The organism is Mesorhizobium sp. C120A, assembly GCF_030323105.1.
GTDB lineage: Bacteria > Pseudomonadota > Alphaproteobacteria > Rhizobiales > Rhizobiaceae > Mesorhizobium.
The window spans coordinates 4,002,553-4,024,699 of record NZ_CP100476.1 but is presented as its reverse complement, the minus strand read 5'-3'; the positions used below and the strand labels follow the sequence as shown (position 1 = coordinate 4,024,699).

The 22,147-nt window shown below is 64.1% G+C and carries 18 protein-coding genes; 9 read left to right on the top strand and 9 right to left on the bottom strand.

Going from position 1 to position 22,147, the window contains the following annotated elements; all coding sequences use genetic code 11:
* Nucleotide 1: 1 nt before the first annotated feature.
* The gene (locus tag NL532_RS19535; RefSeq protein WP_286487409.1) at nucleotides 2–6,211 is read right to left on the bottom strand and encodes an apolipoprotein A-IV repeat region-like domain-containing protein; all 6,210 of its coding nucleotides are present in this window, start codon (nucleotides 6,209–6,211) and stop codon (nucleotides 2–4) included.
* Between the two features lie 313 nt (nucleotides 6,212–6,524).
* Here NL532_RS19535 and NL532_RS19530 point away from each other — a divergent pair, with 313 nt between their 5' ends.
* From NL532_RS19530 to NL532_RS19520, 3 genes are all read left to right on the top strand, one after another.
* A complete protein-coding gene (locus tag NL532_RS19530) occupies nucleotides 6,525–6,863 on the top strand; it encodes an Hpt domain-containing protein (protein WP_023688665.1) in 339 nt (112 codons plus the stop codon).
* A gap of 157 nt (nucleotides 6,864–7,020) precedes the next feature.
* The gene (locus tag NL532_RS19525) at nucleotides 7,021–7,341 is read left to right on the top strand and encodes a 2Fe-2S iron-sulfur cluster-binding protein (protein WP_023707481.1); all 321 of its coding nucleotides are present in this window, start codon (nucleotides 7,021–7,023) and stop codon (nucleotides 7,339–7,341) included.
* A 104-nt stretch (nucleotides 7,342–7,445) separates the two neighbouring features.
* Nucleotides 7,446–8,477: an NAD(P)/FAD-dependent oxidoreductase gene (locus tag NL532_RS19520; RefSeq protein WP_023829679.1), complete on the top strand. Its 1,032-nt coding sequence runs from the start codon at nucleotides 7,446–7,448 to the stop codon at nucleotides 8,475–8,477.
* Between the two features lie 20 nt (nucleotides 8,478–8,497).
* Here the strand turns inward: NL532_RS19520 and NL532_RS19515 are convergent, their stop codons facing one another.
* Both NL532_RS19515 and NL532_RS19510 read right to left on the bottom strand, forming a co-directional pair.
* A complete protein-coding gene (locus NL532_RS19515; RefSeq protein ID WP_023829678.1) occupies nucleotides 8,498–9,982 on the bottom strand; it encodes an MDR family MFS transporter in 1,485 nt (494 codons plus the stop codon).
* Between the two features lie 219 nt (nucleotides 9,983–10,201).
* On the bottom strand, nucleotides 10,202–10,822 hold the full coding sequence (locus tag NL532_RS19510) for a DUF922 domain-containing Zn-dependent protease (RefSeq protein ID WP_031196153.1): 621 nt from the start codon (nucleotides 10,820–10,822) through the stop codon (nucleotides 10,202–10,204).
* Nucleotides 10,823–10,970: 148 nt separating this feature from the next.
* Between NL532_RS19510 and folP the strand changes: the two genes are divergently transcribed.
* The 3 genes from folP to folK are packed head-to-tail and all read left to right on the top strand — an operon-like array spanning nucleotide 10,971 to nucleotide 12,731.
* A complete protein-coding gene (gene folP / locus NL532_RS19505; RefSeq protein WP_023829677.1) occupies nucleotides 10,971–11,816 on the top strand; it encodes a dihydropteroate synthase in 846 nt (281 codons plus the stop codon).
* Nucleotides 11,817–11,869: 53 nt separating this feature from the next.
* On the top strand, nucleotides 11,870–12,229 hold the full coding sequence (folB, locus tag NL532_RS19500) for a dihydroneopterin aldolase (RefSeq protein ID WP_023673502.1): 360 nt from the start codon (nucleotides 11,870–11,872) through the stop codon (nucleotides 12,227–12,229).
* On the top strand, nucleotides 12,213–12,731 hold the full coding sequence (folK, locus tag NL532_RS19495; protein ID WP_023728089.1) for a 2-amino-4-hydroxy-6-hydroxymethyldihydropteridine diphosphokinase: 519 nt from the start codon (nucleotides 12,213–12,215) through the stop codon (nucleotides 12,729–12,731). Before folB ends, folK begins: the two co-directional genes overlap by 17 nt.
* Here folK and NL532_RS19490 read toward each other — a convergent pair.
* Entirely contained in the window at nucleotides 12,728–13,276 is a 549-nt protein-coding gene (locus NL532_RS19490; protein ID WP_031203433.1) for a DUF924 family protein, read from the bottom strand. The two genes, folK and NL532_RS19490, sit on opposite strands and share 4 nt — an antisense overlap.
* Nucleotides 13,276–15,123: a monovalent cation:proton antiporter-2 (CPA2) family protein gene (locus NL532_RS19485; protein ID WP_023673499.1), complete on the bottom strand. Its 1,848-nt coding sequence runs from the start codon at nucleotides 15,121–15,123 to the stop codon at nucleotides 13,276–13,278. The genes NL532_RS19490 and NL532_RS19485 overlap by 1 nt, the downstream gene beginning before the upstream one ends.
* A gap of 160 nt (nucleotides 15,124–15,283) precedes the next feature.
* Here NL532_RS19485 and NL532_RS19480 point away from each other — a divergent pair, with 160 nt between their 5' ends.
* The 3 genes from NL532_RS19480 to NL532_RS19470 all read left to right on the top strand — a co-directional run bounded on the left by NL532_RS19480 (nucleotide 15,284) and on the right by NL532_RS19470 (nucleotide 17,991).
* Nucleotides 15,284–16,273, top strand: a complete 990-nt coding sequence (locus NL532_RS19480; RefSeq protein WP_023673498.1) for an AraC family transcriptional regulator — start codon at nucleotides 15,284–15,286, stop codon at nucleotides 16,271–16,273.
* Nucleotides 16,274–16,332: 59 nt separating this feature from the next.
* Nucleotides 16,333–17,541 carry an MFS transporter gene (locus NL532_RS19475; RefSeq protein WP_023688655.1) on the top strand — a complete coding sequence of 403 codons (1,209 nt, stop codon included), beginning with the start codon at nucleotides 16,333–16,335 and terminating at the stop codon, nucleotides 17,539–17,541.
* 183 nt (nucleotides 17,542–17,724) lie between these two features.
* Nucleotides 17,725–17,991 (top strand): hypothetical protein, encoded by a 267-nt coding sequence (locus NL532_RS19470; RefSeq protein WP_023685989.1) that lies wholly within the window; start codon nucleotides 17,725–17,727, stop codon nucleotides 17,989–17,991.
* A 342-nt stretch (nucleotides 17,992–18,333) separates the two neighbouring features.
* Here the strand turns inward: NL532_RS19470 and NL532_RS19465 are convergent, their stop codons facing one another.
* The 4 genes from NL532_RS19465 to NL532_RS19450 form a co-directional block, all read right to left on the bottom strand.
* Nucleotides 18,334–18,882, bottom strand: coding sequence for a hypothetical protein (locus NL532_RS19465; protein ID WP_023673495.1), 549 nt, complete (start codon nucleotides 18,880–18,882; stop codon nucleotides 18,334–18,336).
* A gap of 82 nt (nucleotides 18,883–18,964) precedes the next feature.
* Nucleotides 18,965–20,029, bottom strand: a complete 1,065-nt coding sequence (locus NL532_RS19460) for a YcjF family protein (RefSeq protein ID WP_023693368.1) — start codon at nucleotides 20,027–20,029, stop codon at nucleotides 18,965–18,967.
* On the bottom strand, nucleotides 20,026–21,504 hold the full coding sequence (locus NL532_RS19455; protein WP_023673493.1) for a YcjX family GTP-binding protein: 1,479 nt from the start codon (nucleotides 21,502–21,504) through the stop codon (nucleotides 20,026–20,028). The genes NL532_RS19460 and NL532_RS19455 overlap by 4 nt, the downstream gene beginning before the upstream one ends.
* Before the next feature lie 85 nt (nucleotides 21,505–21,589).
* Nucleotides 21,590–22,093 (bottom strand): SixA phosphatase family protein, encoded by a 504-nt coding sequence (locus NL532_RS19450; protein ID WP_023693370.1) that lies wholly within the window; start codon nucleotides 22,091–22,093, stop codon nucleotides 21,590–21,592.
* Nucleotides 22,094–22,147 lie beyond the last annotated feature (54 nt).

The following is a 22,147-nucleotide window of genomic DNA, read 5'->3' as shown; positions in this document are numbered from 1 at the left end:
GCTAGTGCAAACGGCCGCTCGCATGGGCCAGCATGGTGTAGACCTTGCCGGTGTCCGACGTCAGGTAGGTCTGCGCCATGATGTTGTCGCGGTCGTTGCGCGAGACGTCCTTGAGCAGCTTCTCGAAATCGTCGCAGTAGCGGTCGACAGCGGCGCGGAACTCCGCCTCTGCCTGATATTTGCGGCGGATTTCATCGAAGGTTTGCTGGCCCTTGAGCGTGTAGAGGCGGCGCGTGAACACGTCACGCTCGCCGCGCCGGTAGCGGTTCCACAGCTCGATAGAGGCGTCGTGGTCGATCGCCCGGGCGATATCGACCGAGAGCGAGTTGAGCGACTCCATGACATGCAGCGGCGAGCGCTGGGCGGGAGTTGCGCGCGGTGCTTCCGCGGGCGCTGCCGGCCTGGCGACTTCCTCCTCGCGCGATGCCCCGGTCAGGAGATCGCGCACCCACCCGCCTTGCGGCGTGCGGGCGTTGGCGTCGCGCTGGCGCGGTGCTTCGGCAGGGCGTTCGATATCGAGCGTGCCACGCAGGCCGCCGAGCGGCGCCTGCGGAGCAGGGCGCTCCGGCTGTGGCGCCGGCGGCGGGCGGCGTACCGGCTCGGCCGGGCGCTGCACTGGCGCCTGCGGCGCCGGGCGCAGGGCGCGCGGTTCGGCATTGTCGCCGCCGCGTCCCGATTTCGCAACGATGTCCGAAAGTTCCTTGAGCGCGTTGATCTGCTCGGCAACGGCACGGCGGATCGCCGAGGTCGATTCCTTGGCCTCTTCCGGCATCTCGATGACGCCCTTCTTGAGCTCGGCGCGGGTGAGGTCGAGCTCGCTCTTGATCGAGCTTGCGGTGCGCCGCATCTCCTCGGTCGCATCGGCGAACCGGCTGGTTGCCGAATCGACCACTTCCGTTATGGCGATGCGGATCTTGTCGGCTGATGCCAGCGTCTTGCCTTCGGCATTCTGCATCGTCTGGCCGACAAGGTTTTCGAACGAACGCATCACCTTCTCGAGGTCTTCCGACTTCTTGACCAGGCCGACGGCGAGATCTTCGAGCGACGATTGCCGCTCAAGCGTGTGCTCCAGATTGCTCTGCGCCGAGCTCAACAGATCCGAAGCCGAGGACAGCAAGCGGCTGTGCTCGTCGAACTTGGTGGCGATCGAGGCCACTTCGCGCAGGGTCGACGACGACAGTTCGGTAAGCCGCGTCGTGTTCGAATCGACCAGGCGTGCCGAGCTGGCGAAGGTCTGCGCGGCCTTTTCGGTGGTTGCCGCGAAGCTTTGCGTGCTGCCGCTCAGACGTTCGTCAACCTGGCCGAGGTTGATCGCCGCCTGTTCGATCAGCTCACCAAGCTGCGAGCTGGAGACGCTCATGCGGCCGATGAGGTCGGCGACGCTATCGGCGAGCGACGAGCGCGCGCCTTCGACGGCCGACAGCGTTTCGGCGGTGCGGCTGGCGAGCGCGTTGACGAGGGCGGCATTTTCGCTGCGCAGCTTCTCGGTCGCGCGTTCGGTGACCTCTTCCATGCTCTTTTGCAGTTCCGAGCCGCCCTGGGCGAAGCGCTCGACCAGCGGCCGCGCGGTTTCGTCCAGGATCTTCGCCATCTCGGCCGAACGCGCCGCCAGCATCGTATTGAGCTCGCGGGTATTGGTGCCGATGGTCTTGGCAGCGTCGTTGGTGCTCTGGCCGATGTGCTGGCCGACCGCGGTAAAAGTCTCCGCAATCGTGTTGGCGCGCGAAATCAGCTGAGCTTCTGCGCTGGAAACCTGCTCGTTGAGCTTCTGGCCCATCGTCTCCGTCGTATAAAGAAGGCGGTTCTCGACGCTGGCGACCTGTTCCTCGACGCGCGAAGCTGCGGACGTAACGCTCGCGGCCAGCCGCTCGTCGGCCCCGGCAAGAGCCTGCTCCATCTCGCGGGCGTGGACGGCAAGTTCCTGGCCGGTCTGGCGTGCACGTTCGGCAACACGCTGCTCGGTGCTGGCGAAGGCGCCAACGATGTTGTCGGCATGCTCGCCGATCGTCGAAGTGGAGTCGGCGATGCGCGACACCAGGCGGTGATCGGCCTCGTCGAAGATGCGGCTGATCTCGGTGGCGCGGGCTGACAGCGCGTCCGAACCCTCGGCGATGCGCGAGATCAGCTGCTGGTCGGCGGCGTCGAAGATGCGGCCAAGGTCGGAGGCGCGAGCCGCGAGCGCTTCGGCGGATTCGCCGATGCGCATGCTCAGCCGCTGGTCGGCGCCCTCGAAGTTGCGCAGGATGTCGCCGGCGCGGTCGGCCAGCGACTGCGCCGTCTCGACCGCGCGCGCGACCAGCTTCTGGTCGGCGGCGTCGAACGTGCCGGCGATCTCGCCGGCGCGGGCAGCCAGCCGTCCGGCCGTTTCTTCGGCGCGGGCGAGCAGCGAGTTCGACGTCTCGTCGTGCCGGGCAAGCAGCACGCTCGTTGTGTCTTCGGCGCGAGCAAGCAAGGCATTCGTCGTATCCTCGGCGCGAGCAAGCAGGGCGCTCGATGTGTCCTCGGCACGGGCGTGCAGACGGCGATCCGCGTCCTCGAAGGTGCGGGCGATGTCCTCGGCCCGGGCCAAAAGGGCGGCCGAGGTCTGCTCGGCACGCTCGGCGATCTTGCGGTCTGCGTCGCTGAAGGCAGCACCGGCCTGTTCGTGCAGCGCGCTGGTGACTTCCATCACCTTCTCGCGGAGCGCGCCGGCAACGAAGACGGCGCTCTTTTCAAGCACGCTGCGGACATTGTCGACACCCACCGACAACGCGCGCTCCATGGTTCCGGCGCGCTCTTCGATGATGCCGGTCTGCTTGCTGAAGGCCTGCTCGATCTTCTCGACATCGGCAGCGATTGCCGCCGAGATATCGGTGCTTCTGCCGGCAATCTGGTCGATATGGCCCGACAGCGAGCGGTCGACATCCTTACGTATGTCGGCGAGCTTTGCCAGATCGTCTTCCAGCGCCTGGGTCAACATGTTGCGGCCTTCGGCCAACTTGCCGACATGGCCGGCGATGATGTCGTCGACCTCACCGCGGCTTGCCGACAGCTTCTGCAGGTCGGCTTCCAGCGCACGCTTCAAGATGTCTCGGCCCTCGGCCAGCTTCTCGACCTGGCCCGCGACCAGTCCGTCGATGCTCGACCGGCTCTCGGCCAGCTTGGCGAGGTCGTCCTCGAGAGCCTTCGACAGCGTCGCGCGATCCCGGACGAGCTTGTCGCTGTGACCCTCGATCAGGCTGTTGACATTTTCCAAATCCGCTTCCAACACCCGTGCGAACTCGCCACGGTTTTCGCTCAGCTTCTGCGACTGGTCGGCAATGGCGCTCCTGATCGCATTGAGATCGGCTTCGAGCGCCCGTGTGAGGATGTCTCGGCCCTCGGCGAGCTTCTCGACCTGTCCGGCGACCAGCCCATCGATGTTGGAGCGGCTCTCCGCCAGCTTGGCGATGTCGTCTTCCAGTGCCTTTGAGAGCGCCGAACGGTCCTGGACGAGCCTGTTTTGATGATCGGCCATGATGCCGCTGACATTGTGCAAATCGTCCTGAAGCGCCTGGGATAGCGTCGAACGATCCTGGACAAGCCGGCTCGAGTGGTCGGTGATCAGGCTGTTCACATTCTGAAGGTCATCCTTAAGCGCCTGGGATAGCGTCGAACGATCCTGAACAAGCCGGTTCGAGTGGTCGGCGATCAGGCTGTTCACATTCTGCAGATCGGCCTCCAGTGCCTTGGAAAGCTGACCGCGCTCTTCCGCCACCTTGTCGGAATGACCCGCGATGGCGCCCTTGATGGTGTTGAGGTCGGCTTCGAGCGCGCGCTTGAGGATATCGCGGCCCTCGGCCAGCTTCTCGACCTGGCCGGCGACCAGCCCGTCGATGCTCGACCGGCTCTCGGCGAGCTTGGCGAGGTCGGCCTCGAGCGTCTGTGACAACAGGCCACGATCGTCGGCAAGCCGGCTCGAATGGTCGGAGAGCAGGCCCCTGATGCCGGACAGGTCGTTCTCCAGCGCCTTGCTGAGTTCGGTGCGGTCCTCGGCCAGTTTCGCCGAGTGGTTCTCGATCACGCCCTTGATGCCGATAATGTCATTTTCGAGCGCCTTGGTCAGGATGGCGCGGCCTTCGGCGATCTTTTCAACCTGGCCGGCGACCAGCCCGTCAATGGAGGCGCGGCTGTCGGCGAGCTTGCCGAGATCGGCTTCCAGGGCGCGCGACAGAATGTTGCGGCCTTCGGCCAGTTTACCGACATGTCCGGCGACCATTTCGTCAATGATCGTACGGGCTTGCACAAGTTTTCCGGAGTCTTCATGCAAAGCCTGGTTGAGCCGGTTGCGGCCTTCTTCAAGCCGCTCGAGATGGCTGCCCAGCGACGCGTCGATGGCGGCGCGCGACTCGTTGACCTTGCGCAGATCCTCTTCCAGGGCGCGCGAGATCAGGTTGCGGCCTTCGGCCAGCTTCTGCACCTGGTTGGTTACGGCCGCATCGATGCCGGCGCGGCCCTCGGCGAACTTCGCCAGGTCCGCCTGCATGGCAGCCGCCATGCGTTCGCGGCTTTCGGACAGCTTGCGGCTGTGGTTTTCGACGGCGTCCTCGATGCCGACACGGGCATCGGCAAGACGCTGGATGTCGGTGTCGAAGGAGCGCGACACGACATGGCGGGCGGCTTCCATGCGGCCGGCGAAATCGCTGGCGCGGGCTTCGAGCATCGACGAGGTCGACGAGACGATGTCGGCCATGTCGGCGCCGATCTGGGTCTTGCCCTGATCGATCATCGCAGTCAAATGATCCTTGCTCTCGGCAAAGGTGTGGGCGATCTCGCGGGCGCGCTCGACCAGCGTTTCGTTGATCTGGCGGGCGCGCGCCTCGAGCGCGGCGTTGAGCTTCTGCGTGCCGGTATCGAGTGCTTCGGCGCGGGTCTGGAATTCGCTGATCAGCGCCTGGCCGCGCTCGGCCAGCGTCCGCTCGATGCCGTTCAGGCTGGACTCGAATTCCGAGCTCAGGGTGCGGGCGGCGCCGCCGAGCAGCGACACCATACCGGTGGTGCGGTCGTCGAGCAGGTCGGTCAGCGACCGGGTCAGGCCGTCTGTGGTGTCCGTCAGCTTGGCGATGCGGGTGTCGAGCAGCGAAGCAAAGGCTTCGCCCGATGTCGACAGCCTGTCGGTGATTGAATCCAGCCGGGTTTCGACGGAATCGAAGATCGACATCGAGCTTTCATTGATGCGGTCGATCAGCGTGTCGCCGGAATTCGTGATCGTCATCGACAGCTTGGTCGACGCGTTGAGGATAGAGTCGCGAATAATGTCGGAGGCGGCGCCGATCTCGTCCTTCAGCGTTTCATGCGCGCCGGTGATCGAGGCGCGCACGCGCTCGGCATGAGTGACGACGGCTTCGCGCTCGCTGCCCAGCCCGTCGACCAGCGACCGGATGCGCGATTCATTCTCCGAATAGGAGCGTTCGATCTGGTTGACCTCGCTGTGGACCAGCGTTTCGAGCTCGACGGCGCGCGCCAGCGTGCGCTCAATGCCTTCGCCCATCGCCGCCACTTCACGGCGAACGGCCTGGCCGATCATCATCACGCGGTCTTGGGCGAGGTTTTCCGGCTCCGCCAAGCGGAAAGCCACCTCCGTCATCGACTGCGCGGCAATGCGCATTTCCTGCGCGCGGCGGATCATCGCCGCGAAGGCCCAAAACAGGACGACCGGTATGATTGCCGCGATCGCCAGGCCGATCAGTTCAGGGCGGGCCAGGATTTGATCGAACGTATGAATTTTCCAGATGCTGGGGCCAAACAGCAGATTGGCGAGTCCGCCGGCGCCGGCGATCCAGGCCAGCGACACGAACGCCACGACCCAATAGATCGTGCTCGACGCGCGCCGGTTGAGGCTGTGCAGCAGCGTCTTGTAATCTTTCTGGCGGTCATCGTTTGCCGGCTTGAAGCCGGCTGGCTGAGCGCTGTTGCGCGATTCGACCGGGCGCAGCTCGGCGGGCTTGGCTGCCGGCTTCGCACTCTGGTTTTGTTGGACGGGCGCGTTTTGAGCGGGGGCGGGCTTCTGGGGGCGGCCTTCGCGCGCCAGTTCGTCCGCAGCCTGCGATATCTGCGCTTCCAGATCTTCCATCGACGCCGCGATATCGAGATCGCCGCTGCCGTCTCCGCTGAGATCGAGGTCTAGTGCCTTTTCGAGTTCCCTGGCTACGTCGCTGTCGAGAGTTCTGGTCGTCGTTGGTTTCTTCGCCATGCCTTCGCTACCCTGTACTAGCTGCCGAGGGACTTCTTATTTTTGCCTGATTCTGGCTCGTCTTATCCCACGCAGGAGGCTGAAAATGGACCTTCGTATCGTAATGACACACAGGGGTAAAGAAAACATGCATTCCGCGAGATACGTAAAACTTTAAATATAAGGTTAACGACAACGTGATCTAACCGCCTCAACGGCAACAATTTTCCAGCCCATTCATTAACGCGTTGGCGACGGAAATCGCCTAGTTTTTTCAGCGATCGGCACAAGGAGTTTCAAATTGGTACGCGGTGAAAGCGGCATTGCCTTCTCAATGCCGGGCGGCGATGCGTCGGGACCGGCCCGTTCGCGCCCAGTGGATCTGGCCCATCTGGCCCGTCAGACTATGGGCGATCGCGCCCTCGAACAGGAGGTATTGGCGCTGTTCGTACAGCAGGCGCTTTCCGTCCGCGACAGAATAGTCGATGCCGATGTCAGGGAGCGACTGCTTCTGGCGCATGGGCTGAAAGGTTCGGCGCGCGGGGTCGGCGCCTTTGCCATCGCCGACTGCGCCACCTCGATCGAACAGCAGCCGGAAGATGCGCGCATCCTCAAGCGCCTCGGCACCCTGATCGAGGAAGTGCGCGATTTCATCGCCGCCATCAGCCGGTAATGGCTGCCGCTCGGCAGCGGCCACGGGGATGAATCGACGGGGCCAGGGCGTGCTTTGGCCAGCTTTCCGAAAAAACGTCACAAAGCGGCGCTTTCGCGCGGCAGTTGACTTGTCCGGCGGAGTGATTATCTCGGCTGGGACTCCCTTCAGGTGACAAATGACCAAGCTGACCTTCATTGCCCATGACGGCACTCCTTTCGATGTCGAGGCCGAAAACGGCTCGACCGTCATGGAGAATGCGATCCGCAACGCGGTGCCGGGCATCGAGGCAGAATGCGGCGGCGCCTGCGCCTGCGCGACCTGCCATGTCTATGTCGACGAAGCCTGGACGGCCGAGGTCGGCGAGCCGGAGGCGATGGAAGAGGACATGCTGGACTTTGCCTATGACGTCCAGCCGAACTCGCGCCTGTCCTGCCAGATCAAGGTGCGCGACGCGCTTGACGGCCTCGTCGTGCGCGTGCCGGCTCGCCAGGGTTGATCTCCCGTACCATCTGATTTTTCCCGCCGCCGCTTGGCAGCGGGCCAATGCTCATGCAGTCTCGCGCCAGTTTCGCCCCAGTTTGACAATGAGGCTCGCCTGGCATGACCGATGTAATCAAGACGGACGCACTCATTGTCGGGGCGGGGCCGGTCGGCCTGTTCGCCGTGTTCGAACTCGGCCTCTTCGACATGAAGTGCCATCTGATCGATATCCTCGACCGGCCCGGCGGCCAATGCGCCGAACTCTATCCGGAAAAGCCGATCTACGACATTCCAGGCTGGCCCTCGATCTCGGCGCAAGGGCTGGTCGACAGACTGCTGGAGCAGATTCACCCGTTCAAGCCGGATTTTACCTTCAACCGCATGGTCTCCAGCCTGGAAAACCTGGACGACGGCTCATTTCGGGTCACCACCGACGAGAACGAGGTGTTCGAAGCCAAGGTGGTGGTGATCGCCGCCGGTGGCGGCTCGTTCCAGCCCAAACGGCCGCCCATTCCCGGCATCGAGGCCTATGAGGGCAGGAGCGTCTTCTATTCGGTGCGCCGTATGGAGGAATTCCGCGGCCACGACCTCGTCATCGTCGGCGGCGGCGATTCCGCACTCGACTGGACGCTGAACCTGCAGCCGGTGGCAAAAAGCGTGACACTGGTCCACCGGCGCGCGGAATTCAGGGCGGCGCCCGACAGCGTCAACAAGATGTATGCCATGCAGGAGATGAAGCAGCTGGAGTTCCGGGTCGGCCAGGTGAGCGGCCTGACCGGCGCCGACGGCGAGCTGGCCTCTGCTACCATCAAGGGCGGGCCTGACGGCGACATCGAGGTGCCGTGCACGCGCATGCTGCCGTTCTTCGGCCTGACCATGAAGCTCGGCCCGATCGCCGAATGGGGGCTCAACCTTCATGAGAACCTCATTCCGGTCGATACCGAGAAATTCCAGACTTCGGTGCCAGGCATCTTTGCCGTCGGCGACATCAACTGGTACCCAGGCAAGCTGAAGCTGATCCTGTCGGGTTTTCACGAGGTGGCGCTGATGGCGCAGGCCGCCAAGCGCATCATCAGCCCCGGTGAGCGCATCGTCTTCCAGTACACGACGTCGTCGACCAGCCTGCAGAAGAAGCTCGGCGTCGTGGAGTAGGTCCTACAGGGCTTTCCGGATCACTCCACCAGAACGACTGGCGCCTCGGCGTCGTCGCGGCCGCGCAGTGACTTCTCCGGCATCAGCGCCAGCGTCATCAGCGCCAGCACGAGCGTGACGGCCGCGGCAAGGAAGATCATCATGAAGGGCGTCGCCGAGACGATCTGTCCGGCAGCCGGCGCGCCTTCGCCGGCAAGCGGCAGGCCATAGCCGAGCGCGACGGCGCCGAGCATGGCGACGCCGAGCGCGCTGCCCAGCGAACGCAGGAAGGTCAGCACGCCGGTGGCAACGCCGAGATGCGCGCGGTCGACGGCGTTCTGCACCGATACGGTGGCGACCGGGAAAGTGGTGCCGCTTCCAAGGCCGATGCAGATGGTCAAGAGCTCGACCACCAGCAGCGAGGCGCGGCCGGCGACCAGGCTGAGCACGCCAAGGCAGATAATGGCGAAGAGAACGCCGACCATGGCTATACGCTTGTAATGGAAGAAGCGCGGTATCGTGCGGCCGCTGAAGGTCGCGCCGGCGACCGTTCCGAGCAGCAGGCCGAGCATGGCAAGGCCCGACTGGCTGACCGACAGGCCGATGATCGACTGCAGATAGACCGGCAGGTACACCGACAGGCCGATATTGGCGGCCTGCAGCAGGAACATCGACGCCGTACCGGCAAGCACGATCGGATTGCTCAGCACTTCAAGCGAAATCAGCGGCTCGGCCGCACGCATCAGCCTGAGGGCGAACGCACCCCAGAAGACCGCCGAACAGGCGAGCAGGCCGACGATCTCGCGCGAGGCCCATGGATAGGCGCTGCCGCCCCAGTTGAGGGCCAAAAGCAGCAATGCCGTCGCCACCACCAGAAGCAGCGCGCCCAGCGCGTCGATGCGATGCCGCTTTGCGGCGACCGGCAGTTTGCGCAGCGGCTTGTTGATGATGGCCATGGCCAAGATGCCGAGCGGGATATTGATCCAGAAGATCAGCGACCAATGCAGATGTTCGGCAAATCCGCCGCCGAGCAACGGTCCGGCGATGCTGGCGACAGCCCAGGTGCCCGAAATCCAGGCGGCATAACGCGCGCGTTCACGCGGCGGCACCAGGTCGCCGATGACGATCTGCGCCAGGGCGAACAGGCCGCCGCCGCCCGCACCCTGGATCGCCCGGCCGACAACCAACACGAACATGTTGGGGGCCATGGCGCTGACCAGCGATCCCAGAAGGAAGATCAGGATCGCCGCATAGACGGTCGGCCGGCGGCCATAGACGTCGGAAATCTTGCCGTAGAGCGGCGCCATGGCCGTCGCCGTCAGGAGATAGCCGGTCACGATCCACGGCAGGTAGTCGGCATGGCCGAGCGAACGCCCGATGGTCGGCATGGCCGGCGCGACGATTGTCTGGTCGAGCGCCGCCAGCAGCATCGACAAAAGGATGCCGGCGATGATGACGTTCTTCTCGCTTTCCGTAAGCGGCACGGCGGGCGCCACCCTAGCCGGCTTGTCGACAGCCTGGTCCATATCAGTGCATCCACAGTGTCTGCGAGCGATTGCGCGGCGCCAATGGCCGCTCCGCTATACGCCGCCTCGATTGGTCTTGATCTGGTGTTTCGAAGCTCGCGCCTTGCCACCTGACATATCTTGCGAGCCTGACATATGTCGTCCCGTATAGGCCGATTTCGACCTTTGCCCGAAAATTTTCTGGGGCTGGCCTCATGTTTCGGCAGAATTGGCTTGGTATCAGCCGGGCGGAAGCTGGCCGTTCTGGACGCGCTGCATGCGGTAGCGCAGCAGCCGCAGGATGCGGCTTTCGAAATTCACGCCTTCGACGCGGTCGAAGCGCAATTGGTCCTGGTCATGCCTGGCGAGTTCGGCCGCGGTGATCTGCGCCGCCTTCGCCTTGGCCCCGGCGCAGGTCTTTTGCGCAAAGCTCGCGTTCAGCGCGTCTTCGAGCAGACGGCCGTGGTTCTTGGCGATCTCGACATGACGCTCCTCATGGCGCTTGATGTCGGCCGACAGGGTGTCCCAGAACAGCCTGACATCGGGATCGGCCTTGCGCGGCCTGCGCCACTCCGGAAGGATGACCTTGACCTTGACGGTAACGGCGGCCTTGGCGATGCGGCAGGTGTCTGCGGTTTGCGCGTAGCTGATGCGGGTGGTGAACGCCATCTGGGTGGCGCCTGGATGCCGCATCCCGGTGCTTTTCACCTCGGGTCCATGCTTCGACAATTGCGTCTCGATGTCATCGAGCGTGCTGCCGCCGATGGCAAAATAGCTGTAGGTCTTCACCAGATTGGCAGCATTCGCCGGCAGGACGGTCAAAGCCAGCATCAGGGCGCAGAGCAGGGGTCGTTTCATCATGTTGCCTCTTCACTCACCTTGCTTTACGGCCGTTGCCGGCGCAACGGAATTGATCTTCCACCGATCACGCATCGTTGATGGATTGCAAGCGCTCGATGAGCCACATGCCAATGAGCCACATGCCAATGAGACACATGGTTGAAGGACAATGACGACAAGGCGATGGCAACTGGCGCATGGGCGCCATCTCGAACTTGGCGAGAAAGCTATTGTGGTCGGCATTCTCAACGTCACGCCGGACAGTTTTTCGGATGGCGGACTGTTCATCACGCCCGATCAGGCGGTGGCGCAGGCGCGCCGTATGGCGCAAGAGGGCGCCGCCGTCATCGACATCGGCGGGGAATCCACACGCCCCGGCGCATCGCCCGTAACTGTTGAAGAAGAGCAGGGCCGCATCCTGCCGGTGATCGCAGCACTCGCCGGTTCAGGCGAAGCCCTGATTTCGGTCGACACCTATCGCGAGGAAACCGCGCGCCTCGCCGTCGCCGCCGGCGCGCATATCGTCAACGATGTCTGGGGCTTGCAGCGTGAACCCGGCATCGCCCGCGTCGCCGCCGAGACCGGCGCCGGACTGGTCATCATGCATACCGGGCGCGAGCGGCAAAAACTGCCCGACGTCATCGCCGACCAGTTTTTGTTCCTCAAGGCTTCGCTGGAAATCGCCAGGCGCAGCGGCGTTGCGGACGATCATATCGTACTCGATGCCGGCTTCGGCTTCGCCAAGGAGACGGCTGAGGAAAACCTCGACCTGATGGCGCGGTTTTCCGAGCTTAAGGAGCTCGGTTTTCCCTTGATGGCCGGCACCTCCAGAAAACGCTTCATCGGCACCGTCACCGGCCGCGAAGCCGGCGCGCGCGCCGCCGGGACGGCAGCCACCAGTGTCATCCTGAGGCTGAAGGGCGCCGATCTGTTTCGCGTTCACGATGTCGCAATCAACATGGACGCACTGGCCGTCGCCGATGCTATGCTGGCGCGTGAAAAGCCAGGACGCTGAGCCCAGGACACCAAGAAATGCCAGGACACTAAGAAATGCCAGGACACTAAGAAATGTACGTCATCCGCATGAAGAACTGCGCCTTCTTTGCCCGGCACGGCGTGCTGGATGAGGAAGAGGCGCTTGGCCAGCGTTTTTATGTCGATGCCGAGTTGACGGTCGAGCCCAGCCGCCCACTGGAGGATGATTCCATCGAGGACACCGTCAATTACGGCATCGCCTTCACGGTGATTGAAAAGATCGTCACTGGACATCGCCGTTTCCTGATCGAGGCGCTGGCGCTCGAAGTAGCGAAGGCGCTGACTTCACGGTTTCCGCAGATCAGGAAGGCCGAGATCACCGTGCGCAAGCCCAACGCACCGGTGCCCGGCGTGCTCGATTATGTCGAGGTGACCGTTGTCTGGCCAGAGTAACAATAACACGGTCTATCTCAGCCTTGGCGGCAATCTCGGCGATCCCTCGGCCTCGATGGCCACGGCGCTGCGCCTGCTGGACGCCGACGAGAACACGCGTGTCATCGCCGTCTCCTCGCTCTATCGCACGCCGCCCTGGGGCAAGCTCGACCAGCCGGATTTCCTCAACGCCGCTGCCGAAATCTCGACCGCGCTGGCGCCAAGGGCGCTGCTCGACCTCTGCCTCGAGGCCGAGCGCAAGCTGAAGCGGGTGCGCGAGGAGCGCTGGGGTCCGCGCCTGATCGACATCGACATATTGGTGTTCGGCGACCGCACAATCCACGAAACCGGGTTGGAAGTGCCGCATCCCAGGATGCTGGAGCGCGCCTTCGTGCTGGCGCCCCTGGCCGAGATCGCGCCGGATCTGGCGGTGGGCGGCAGGAGCGTGACCGAGCGGCTCAGCGCCGTCGATACGTCAGGCATAGAGCGGCTGGCTTCCGGCCGCGACTGGTGGCTGGGTTAACCGGAGAAGCCGCCGCCATCGAGAAATGCCTGTTCGTCCGCCGTCGTCTCGCGGCCAAGCATCTTGTTCCTGTGCGGAAAGCGGCCGAAACGCTCGATGATGTCGCGATGCTCGATGGCGTATTTCACATACTCCGGCGCCCTGGCGGTGGTGAGCTCGACCGATCTGTCCTGGTCGGCGGGCAGTTCCGAATGTTCGTAGGGCAGGTACAGGAAGACGCGAAGGTTTTCTTCCAGCGAAAGGTCATGGCCTGCCGCAATCGCCTTGGCGGCAAAGTGCCTTGCCAGCGGATCGGTGGCGTACATATGGCCCGAGCCGCGAAAGCAGTTGCGCGGAAACTGGTCGAGCAGGATCATCAGCGCCAGCGAACCCTCGGCATGCTCCGACCATGCGTCGCACTCGCGCCGCGCGGCGGCAAAGTGCAGGTCGAGAAACCTGCTGCGGAAATTCGCGTCGAAGGCGTCGTTCTTCTCGAACCACGCGTCTTCGCCGGCCTCGCGCCAGAATTTTGTGACGGCGAGCGCGCGCTCATCCAATGCGGTCATCAGCTTTCCCCCTGATCGGCGGGCTCCGGCTTGTGCAGCACGCCGGCCGTCTCTTCGTTCAGCGCCTGGCCGGGCCGGCGCGGTTGCGTCAGCGGCGTCGGGATCGGCGTGCCGGTATTGCCCCTGAGGAAACGTTGCCCGGCGCGGACGCCTTCGGCCAGCTGCGTCTCCAGTCGGGCATTGTCGCGCCGTCGCACATCCTCGATGACATCGGCGACATCTTCCGGCTCGACGCCCAAAACCTCGAGCGCGGAACCGCCGAAGACGAGGGCCGATTCGAAGGTCTCGCGCAGCTGGAAGTCGACCCCGGCGCGGATGAGCGACAGCGCGGTGCCACGATCGAAGGCACGCGCCAGGACAGTCAGCAGCGGGAACTCCGCCTTGATCAGTTCCGCCATGCGCACGGCGGCGTCCGGCTTGTCGACGCAGATCAGCACGGCGCGGGCGCGGCCTGCACCTGCGGCGCGCAGAATGTCGAGCCGCGTGCCGTCGCCATAATAGACCTTGAAGCCGAAATCGGCGGCCGCCTGGATCATTTCGACATCATTGTCGATGATCGACACGTCGATGCCGCGCAACAAAAGCGGCTGGCTGGCGATCTGGCCGAAACGGCCGAAGCCGATGACCAGCACACTGCCGGTAAGGCCGTCGGCGATGTCGACGCCTTCAAGCGACTGCTCGTCGCGCGGCGTCACATATTTGAGCGCAATGATGGCCAGCGGCGTCAGCACCATGGAGATGATGATGATCGCGGTCAGCGTTGCGTTGGCCCGGCTGTCGATGATGCCAACCGCCGCCGCGGCCGAATAGAGGACGAAGGCGAATTCGCCGCCTTGCGCCATGATCACGGCGCGTTCCAGCGCTTCACGATGACCGCTCTTCAGCAAGCGGGCGACGAGGTAGATGCCGAGCGCATTCATCGCCATGTAGGCGACGACATAGACGGCGATCAGCCGCCAGTTGTCGGCCACCACATGTAGGTCGAGCGACATGCCGACGGCGAGGAAGAAAAGGCCAAGCAGGATGCCTCGGAATGGCTCGACGTCGGCCTCCAGCTGGTGGCGGAAGGTCGATTCCGACAACAGCACGCCGGCGAGGAAGGCGCCCATCGCCATCGAGAGGCCGGAAAGCTGCATGACCAGCGCCGACCCCAGCACGACCAGAAGGGCTGCCGCCGTCATGACTTCGCGCGCCTTGGCGTCGGCCAGGATGCGGAAGAACGGGTTGAGCAGATAGCGGCCGGCCACCACCAGCCCGACGATGGCGCCAAGACCGATGCCGATTTCGGTCAGCCTTTGCTGCAGGGTCATCTCGCTGCCGCCCGGCGCCAGGAAGGCGACCAGCGCCAGAAGCGGCACGATTGCCAGATCCTCGAGCAGCAGGATGGACACGATGCGCTGGCCCTTGGGGCTGGCCATCTCGCCACGCTCTTCCAGAAGCTGCATGACGATCGCCGTCGAGGTCAGGACAAAGCCGGCGCCGGCAACGAAGGATTGCGCGATCGGAAAGCCGCCGGCGAGACCAACACCGGTGAGCAGCAAGGCGCAGACGCCGACCTGCAGCGCGCCGAGGCCGAAAATCTCGCGGCGCAGGCCCCATAGCCGCGACGGCTGCATCTCCAGCCCGATGATGAACAGGAACATGACCACGCCGAGTTCGGCGACATGCAGGATGGCTTCCGATTCGGAAAAAATGCCAATACCGAACGGGCCGATGACCACGCCCGCGGCGAGATAGCCTAGGATCGAGCCCAGCCCCATGCGTTTGAAGATCGGAACGGCGACGACGCCTGCGGCAAGCAGCGCCACCACCTGAATGAGATCGCTGCCCGATGCTTCCGCTGCCATGCCTCTTGTCCCTGTGTCCGACAGCACTCCTTGCATGCACCGGGAGCGGGAGGCAAGGGCGGGAAGCCTGCCAGGATGGGTAGGGTGCCGTGGCAGCGATTCCCCGGTGGAACAACAGTCTGCGCTTGCCTGTCGGACGGCCGGTATCTATATCTGACAAATGCCTGATTATTCGTCCCGGCCGTCGCCGCTGCCACATATCCCGATGGATGCGCTCAGCGAAGTTCTGCAAGACTTTCGCTTGAGTGGCGTCAACTATGGCCGCTGCGAACTCCGGCACCCATGGAGCATAGACTTTCCGCAACAACAACTGCTTCGTTTTCACTTTGTCGGCCAGGGTCCATGCTGGATTCACACCGAAGCGCAAGGCTGGCAGGAGTTGCGCGATGGCGATCTGGTGCTGCTGCCGCAAGGCATCGCCCATCGGCTGGCGAGTGCGCCGGACGTGGTGGGCGATTCGCTCGAGGGCTGCCAGGTGATCAAGTTGGGCGGCAACGTTTGCGAAGTGATACGGCAGGGAACGGGCGCGACAAGCACCCTTTTCTGCGGCTCCATGTCTCTCGGCTCCTATGCGCTCAATCCGTTGATCACGTTGATGCCGCCTCTCATCAAGGGTTGCGACGTGGCCGGCAATGACCCGATGGTCGGCCCTTTGCTGGCGGCCATGACGGTGGAGGCCGCGCAACCGCAGATGGGCAGCGCCACCATCCTGTCGCGTATGGCGGATTTGCTGACAGCCAGGCTCATCCGGTGCTGGGTCAATTGCAACGGCGCATCGACCACCGGTTGGCTCGCAGCCATCCGCGACCCCCATATAGGCCGCGCTCTGGCGGCCATGCACCGCGACCCCGGCCACAACTGGACGCTGGGAAGCCTCGCCGGCGTGGCAGGCCAATCGCGTTCGATTTTCGCCGAGCGCTTCAGCGCGGTATTGGGGGAGGGTGCCGCACATTATCTCGCCCGCCTGCGAATGCAGCTTGCCCGCGAATTGCTGGGCCAAAACGGCTTGTCGGTTGCCGAAGTCGCTACCCGTTTGGGCTATGATTCCGAGGCGTCCTTCGCCCGCGCGTTCAAGCGCATCACCAATGTCTCGCCAGGCGTTGTGCGTCGCACAATTCCCGGACGAATGGATATGAATTTCGGATTTTAAGGTACATAACATCCGGGCGGACTCGCCTATCTAAGATCTCCAACTGTGGAGATCTTTCCGTGACGGACACAACATTACAGCTTGAAGACGCCGCAATCGGCCTTGATGCCGATGCACCAGCCGCGTGGAGCGCGGCCACATGGTTTGCGGTCCTATCATTGGCGGCCACCAGCTTTGCCCTGGTGTCAGCCGAGTTCTTGCCGGCAGGTCTGTTGACGCCGATGGCGCGCGATCTCGGCATCAGCGAGGGAACTGCCGGACAGGTCGTCACCGCCACCGCTTCCGTTGGCGCCGTGACGGCCATGTTGAGCAATGTTCTCATCGGCCGATTGAACCGCAAGGCGGTGCTGGTTGGCCTCATGGCCCTGGCGGTCGGTTCCAATATTCTTGCGGCGCTGGCGCCCAATTTCTGGCTGCTGTTGCTGGGCCGGGCCGGGTTGGGGATCGCTCTTAGCGCTTTCTGGGCACTTTCCGTTGCCGTCGTGGCGCGGCTGGTCGGCGCCAATGCGACAGGTCGCGGCATGGCGATCGTGACCCTCGGCGTCTCGCTCGCGACCATTGCCGCGCCGTCGATGGGTGCGTTGATCAGTGACTGGCTGGGATGGCGCAGCGCGATGGCCATGACGGCGGGGCTGGCCGCGCTTGCCATGCTGCTGCAGCTTCTCAGCCTGCCGACCTTGCCTGCGGCGGCAAGCAACAGCCTTGCAGACGTCTTTCGGCTGACACGGCGGCGTGGCATCCAACTCGGCATGCTTGCCATTGTTCTGCTGATGACCGGGCATTTTGCCGGCTCGGTCTATGTGCGCCCGTTCCTCGAACAGGTGACGCTCCTCACAACCGGGCCGATTGCCCTGGCGCTGCTCGGGTTCGGCATCGCCGCTGTGATCGGCAATATTGCCGGTGGCCGCCTGGCCGACACCAACATCCACATGGCCCTCGCAGTTACCGCCGCGTTGATGGCGTTTGCGGCACTCGCTTTGGTGCTTTGGGGCGCGCAAACCGGCGTTGCCTTCGGCTTTGTTACGCTGTGGGGCTTCGCCTTCGGCATGGCGCCGGTGGTGCTGCCGACCAATATGTCTCGCGCGGCACCTGATGCGCTGGAAGCAGCAGGCAGCCTGATGGTCACTTCCTTCCAGGTTGCCATCACCGTCGGTGCGGTTGTCGGCGGCTATGTCGTGGACACCTATGGCGCTACGGGACCTTTGACCCTAACCGCCGTCCTTGCCGCGGCGACGGCCGCACTGGCGCTGCTGCAGCCTCGTGGCTGAAACCTCGCTTCGTCTGACACGGGCGGCCTCAATCAGGCCGTCCGCGCCGTTGCAGCAGCGCTGCACAGGTTTATGCGCCGCACACGTTGCGTTTTGCCGCAATCGGCGGCTATGGGACGCCAGGCTTCGGCCGTTGGAAGGCAGCGACGATCAAGTTCTGCCTTCGTGAGGAGAATGACTGACATGAAGAAGTTTTTGCTCGTCGGCGTGGGTGTCGCCATGCTTGCCGCATCGGCCTGTTCGAAGGCGCCTGAATGCACGCAGGAAATCGCGGCCAAGAAGGCGCAGGAAATGACCGCCGCGCTGCAGGAAGCGATCACCAAGGATCCGACCAAGGCCGCCGACCTGACCGCCAAGGTGCAGGCTGTGACGACCAAATATCAGGGCGCCACCACGCCGGCCGACGCCTGCAAGGCCTATGACGATCTGACGGCCGCCATCAAGGGCTGATTCTTCGTTCGGAAATTGAGGAAGGCGGTGGCTCGAGTAGCCGCCGCCTTTTTTGCTGGTGTTCTTAAAGCGCATCGCGCTGACACGGAGGACCGCCGGCACGCACAGGACCATGACACGTTGGCCTTGCTGTGGCTTGGGCCATCGGAGACGCTGACATCATCGGTTGCGCGCCACATGTCCGGTCGCGGCAGAAAGGTGCCGCCCGAGCGGCCCGTGCTTGAGGAGCGCCAACCTGGCCGCAAGGTGGCGTGTCCTTCCCGACATCGAGCTGAGCGGAACAGCTCAGCTAACGCGCAGTGCAACCCCGTTCCGCGCTTTTTTCGGGGAACCGCTTGAGAGTCAGTTTTTGGCGATGGAGCCGACTTCGACGGCGTCGACGCGCTTGAGGCTCATGCCGATGACCGGCACCAGCTGCTGGTCGACGCGCACGGCGATGGTCACCGTCATCGAATTGTCGTCGGGAATGCGGGCCTGCATGACGCCGCGCAGCTGGTTGCGGTTGATGGTGAAGACGACTTTGCGGGCATCGACCACGTTGCCGCCGATGATGTCCAGGCCCGACCCCGCGGCGCCGCCCATGAAATTGCCCTTGTAGTCGCGGCCCTTGCGCTCGACGGTCGCCGACATTTTCTGGGTGAAGACACCGACGCGGCAGTCGCCATCGAGCGTCATGCCGGTCTTGTTGTCCGGCGTCGAGCCGTCGAAGCTGCAGGTGAACTTCGTGCCCTTGTATTTGCCGGCGATGATTTCGCCCGGGCCGACCCATTTGCCTTCAACGGTGCGGAAGAACTGCTTGTCGGGCTCCGCTGCAAAGGCTTTCCCGGTCGGGCCCAGAGGTGCTGCAAGCGCGACCAGGGGCAGGACGCAGGACAAGATTACGCTTTTCATAGACGACACCCGGCAACAAGGAGGCTGTTGTTGGACGACCATGAACAAGATTGGTTAATGCTTGGTGACCGCGAGAGGGCGTTCACTTGGTCGAGGCGGGTGCTTCATTCTCTTTTCTGGCCGCAAACGAGGTCAGCGCCGACAGGAAATCGCCCATACCCGGCCGCCTGCCGGCAATGAAGGGCAGGGGCCGCGCCGTCTCCATGGCAGCAATGCCGATACGCGCCGTCATCATGCCGTTGACCACGCCTTCGCCGAGTTTCGCCGAAAGCCGTGCGGCAAGGCCATGGCCGACGATCTGCTGGACAAAGCTGTCGCCGACGGCGATCGAGCCGGTCACCGCCAGATGGGCAAGAACGCTGCGCGCCAGCCGGAAAAAGCCCAGCGTGCCCGGCCTGCCGCCGTAGAGTTCGGACAAGCGGCGGATCAGGCGCCCGGCCTCGAACACGACATAGGCAACGTCTACGAGTGCGCGGGGGCTGACGGCGGTGACCAGCGACACGCGTTTGGCTGCTTCGAGGATCATCACCTTGGCTCTCGCATCGAGCGGCCCGAGAATTTCGGTCTCGGCCAGTCGCACCAGATTGCCGCCATCGATGATCTCGCCGCGCAATTCGGCCAGGGAGCGCCTGCCGGCCGCGGTTTCGGGTTTCGCAGCGACAAAGGCCGAAAGCTCTTCGACGACGGCCCTTGCAGCCTTCGGATCGTCGCGGGCCACGGCATCGAGCGCCCGCTTTTGCAGTTTTTCGACCTCGGCCAGCCGGGCGATAGCCAGGAATTCGCGCACCAGCACGACTGCGAGGGCCAACACGGCAATTGCGGCCATTCCCGCTGCCAGCCACCCCAGCCACTCTGCGCGCTCGAACAGGTCGCGGATGAGCTGGTCGGTCCACAGGCCGACGGCGAGCGAAACCAGCACGCCGACCGCGCCGAAAAACAGGCTGGCAAACAGCGAGCGCCTGCGCGGCGCGGTCGCCGGCGGCGGTTCGGCGGCGACAATGTCCGGCTCATCGAAGACATCGATCTCGGCCGGCACGACGACGGTGCGCGGCTTGCGCGGCGGCTCGGCATGGGGGCTGCGCGTTTCCTGCTTCGGTTCGGCCTCCGGCTCGATGCGGAAAGCTGCCGGTCTGCGGGGCGCGGTCATGCCAGATGGTCTCCGATCAGGAACTGCAAGGCGCGGTCGAGCCTGATATGCGGCAGCGACAGCGTGACGCCTTCAGCGGTGCGTTCGAGCTTTGGCGGGCGAAAGCGCACGAAACGGATCGCCGGATCGTCGCTGCTCTGCCGGTGGTCGGCTTCCGAAACGTCGAAAACCGCATCAATTTTCTCCGGCAAGTCCCCGGGAAATATGGCGGTTTCGGCTTTACCATCAAAGGTTTCGCCGTTGATCTTCTCGCCCTTCAGCGGCGTGCCGATGATCACCGGCAGGGTGTCGCGGCCTTGCTTGACCGTGCCTTCGCGCGTCGCGCGCACCGCCGCCATGGCGACCACATCGACATCGGCGCCGGTGAAATTTGCCCGCGCCACGGCGCGGTCGGCAAGCCGCCGCACGATTGCCTGCAGCCGGTCATGGCTTTCGTGATGCAAATGGTCGGCCTTGGTCGCGGCAACCAGGATGCGGTCGATGCGGCGTGAAAACAGGTCGGTGAGGAAATTGCCTCGGCCAGGACGGAAACAGGAGAGGATTTCGGTCACCGCGCGTTCCAGGTCGGCCATCGCGCCGGGGCCGGCGTTCAACGCCTGCATGGCGTCGATCACCACGATCTGGCGGTCGAGGCGGGTGATGTGTTCGCGGAAGAACGGTTTCACCACATGCGTCTTGTAGGCCTCGTAGCGGCGCTCCATCATCGCTTGCAGCGAGCCGGAGCGCGGCCGTTTCTCACCCTTGAGCAGCAAGGGCGCGAAGGTCAGCGCCGGCGATCCCTCGAGGTCGCCAGGCATCAGGAAACGGCCGGGCGGCAAGGTCGAAAGCGCCCGCTCGTCGAGCTTGCAGGCCTTGAGGTAGGCGGCAAAACTCTCGGCGAGGCGCCGCGCCGTCATCTCGTCGGCTTCGGCATTGGGTTCGATCCTCGCCGACAGCGCCCGCCAGTCCTGCGACAGGTCGGCCCGCACCGGCAGCATCGCCATCTCGAACGCCTCGCGCGAAAAATCGGCGAAGGATTTGCCGAGCAGCGGCAGGTCGAGCAGCCATTCGCCGGGGTAGTCGACGATGTCGACCGACAATCGGCCGCTGGAAAACATCCGGTTCCAACCGGAGGCAGACTCATATTCGATGGTGAGCCTGAGTTCCGAAATGGCGCGCGTCGAGTCCGGCCAGACACGGTCGTTGACCAGGGCGGAGATATGGTCCTCGTACTGAAAACGCGGCACGGCATCGTCCGGCTGTTCCTCGAGGAAGGCGCGAGCGATCCGTCCCGACTTCTGCGCCTCGAACAGCGGCAGGCGCCCACCATGGATGAGATTGTGGACAAGGGCGGAGATGAACACTGTCTTGCCGGCGCGCGAAAGGCCGGTAACGCCCAGCCGAAGCGACGGCGAAAAAAGCCCGCTCGCACGCCCCGACAGCGTATCCAGGGCAATTCTCGCTTCGTCGGTGAAAGTGGTCAGCGATGATGCCAAAATCTGTTCTCTCAGGCGTGCTCTTGCGCCCGATATAGGCTTTGCGGTTCAAGTTTGAAATGGCGCCCGGCCTCGCCGGCTCGGCTCAGAGATCGACGGGCGTCAGGAAGGCTTCGAGGTAGCCCGCGCCTTGCGCAGCCTCGGTGAGGGTGCCGTCGAAGCGCACGACCGCAAGGCCGGAGGTCGGGAAACCATGGTTCATGATGGCCCGAGCAGCCTCGTCGCCGTCGCCCGAGACCGCCATGGCAAGGTCTTCCGTCATCGGATTGTGGCCGATGACCAGCAGCGAGCCGGGGCCGCCATTGCTGCGGATGATGGCGAGGTAGCCGGCGGCATCCTCGCTGTAGAGCGTGTCGAAGAACAGCACCCGGCCGGTATCGGTGTGGCCGGCGATGCCTTCCAGCGTCTGGCGCGCCCGCTTGGCGTTGGAGCAGAGCGTGATATCGGGGATGTAGTTGCGGGCACGCATCGCAGTCCCCATCATTTCGGCATCGGCAATGCCGGATGCGTCGAGCGGGCGATCGAAGTCGCGCACGCCGGGAAGGGCCCAGCCAGCCTTCGCATGCCTCAACAGATACAGTCTGCTCACCGGACCCCCAATGGTGTGCTGCCCACCAATGACACAACTGGATTAGCCACGAGA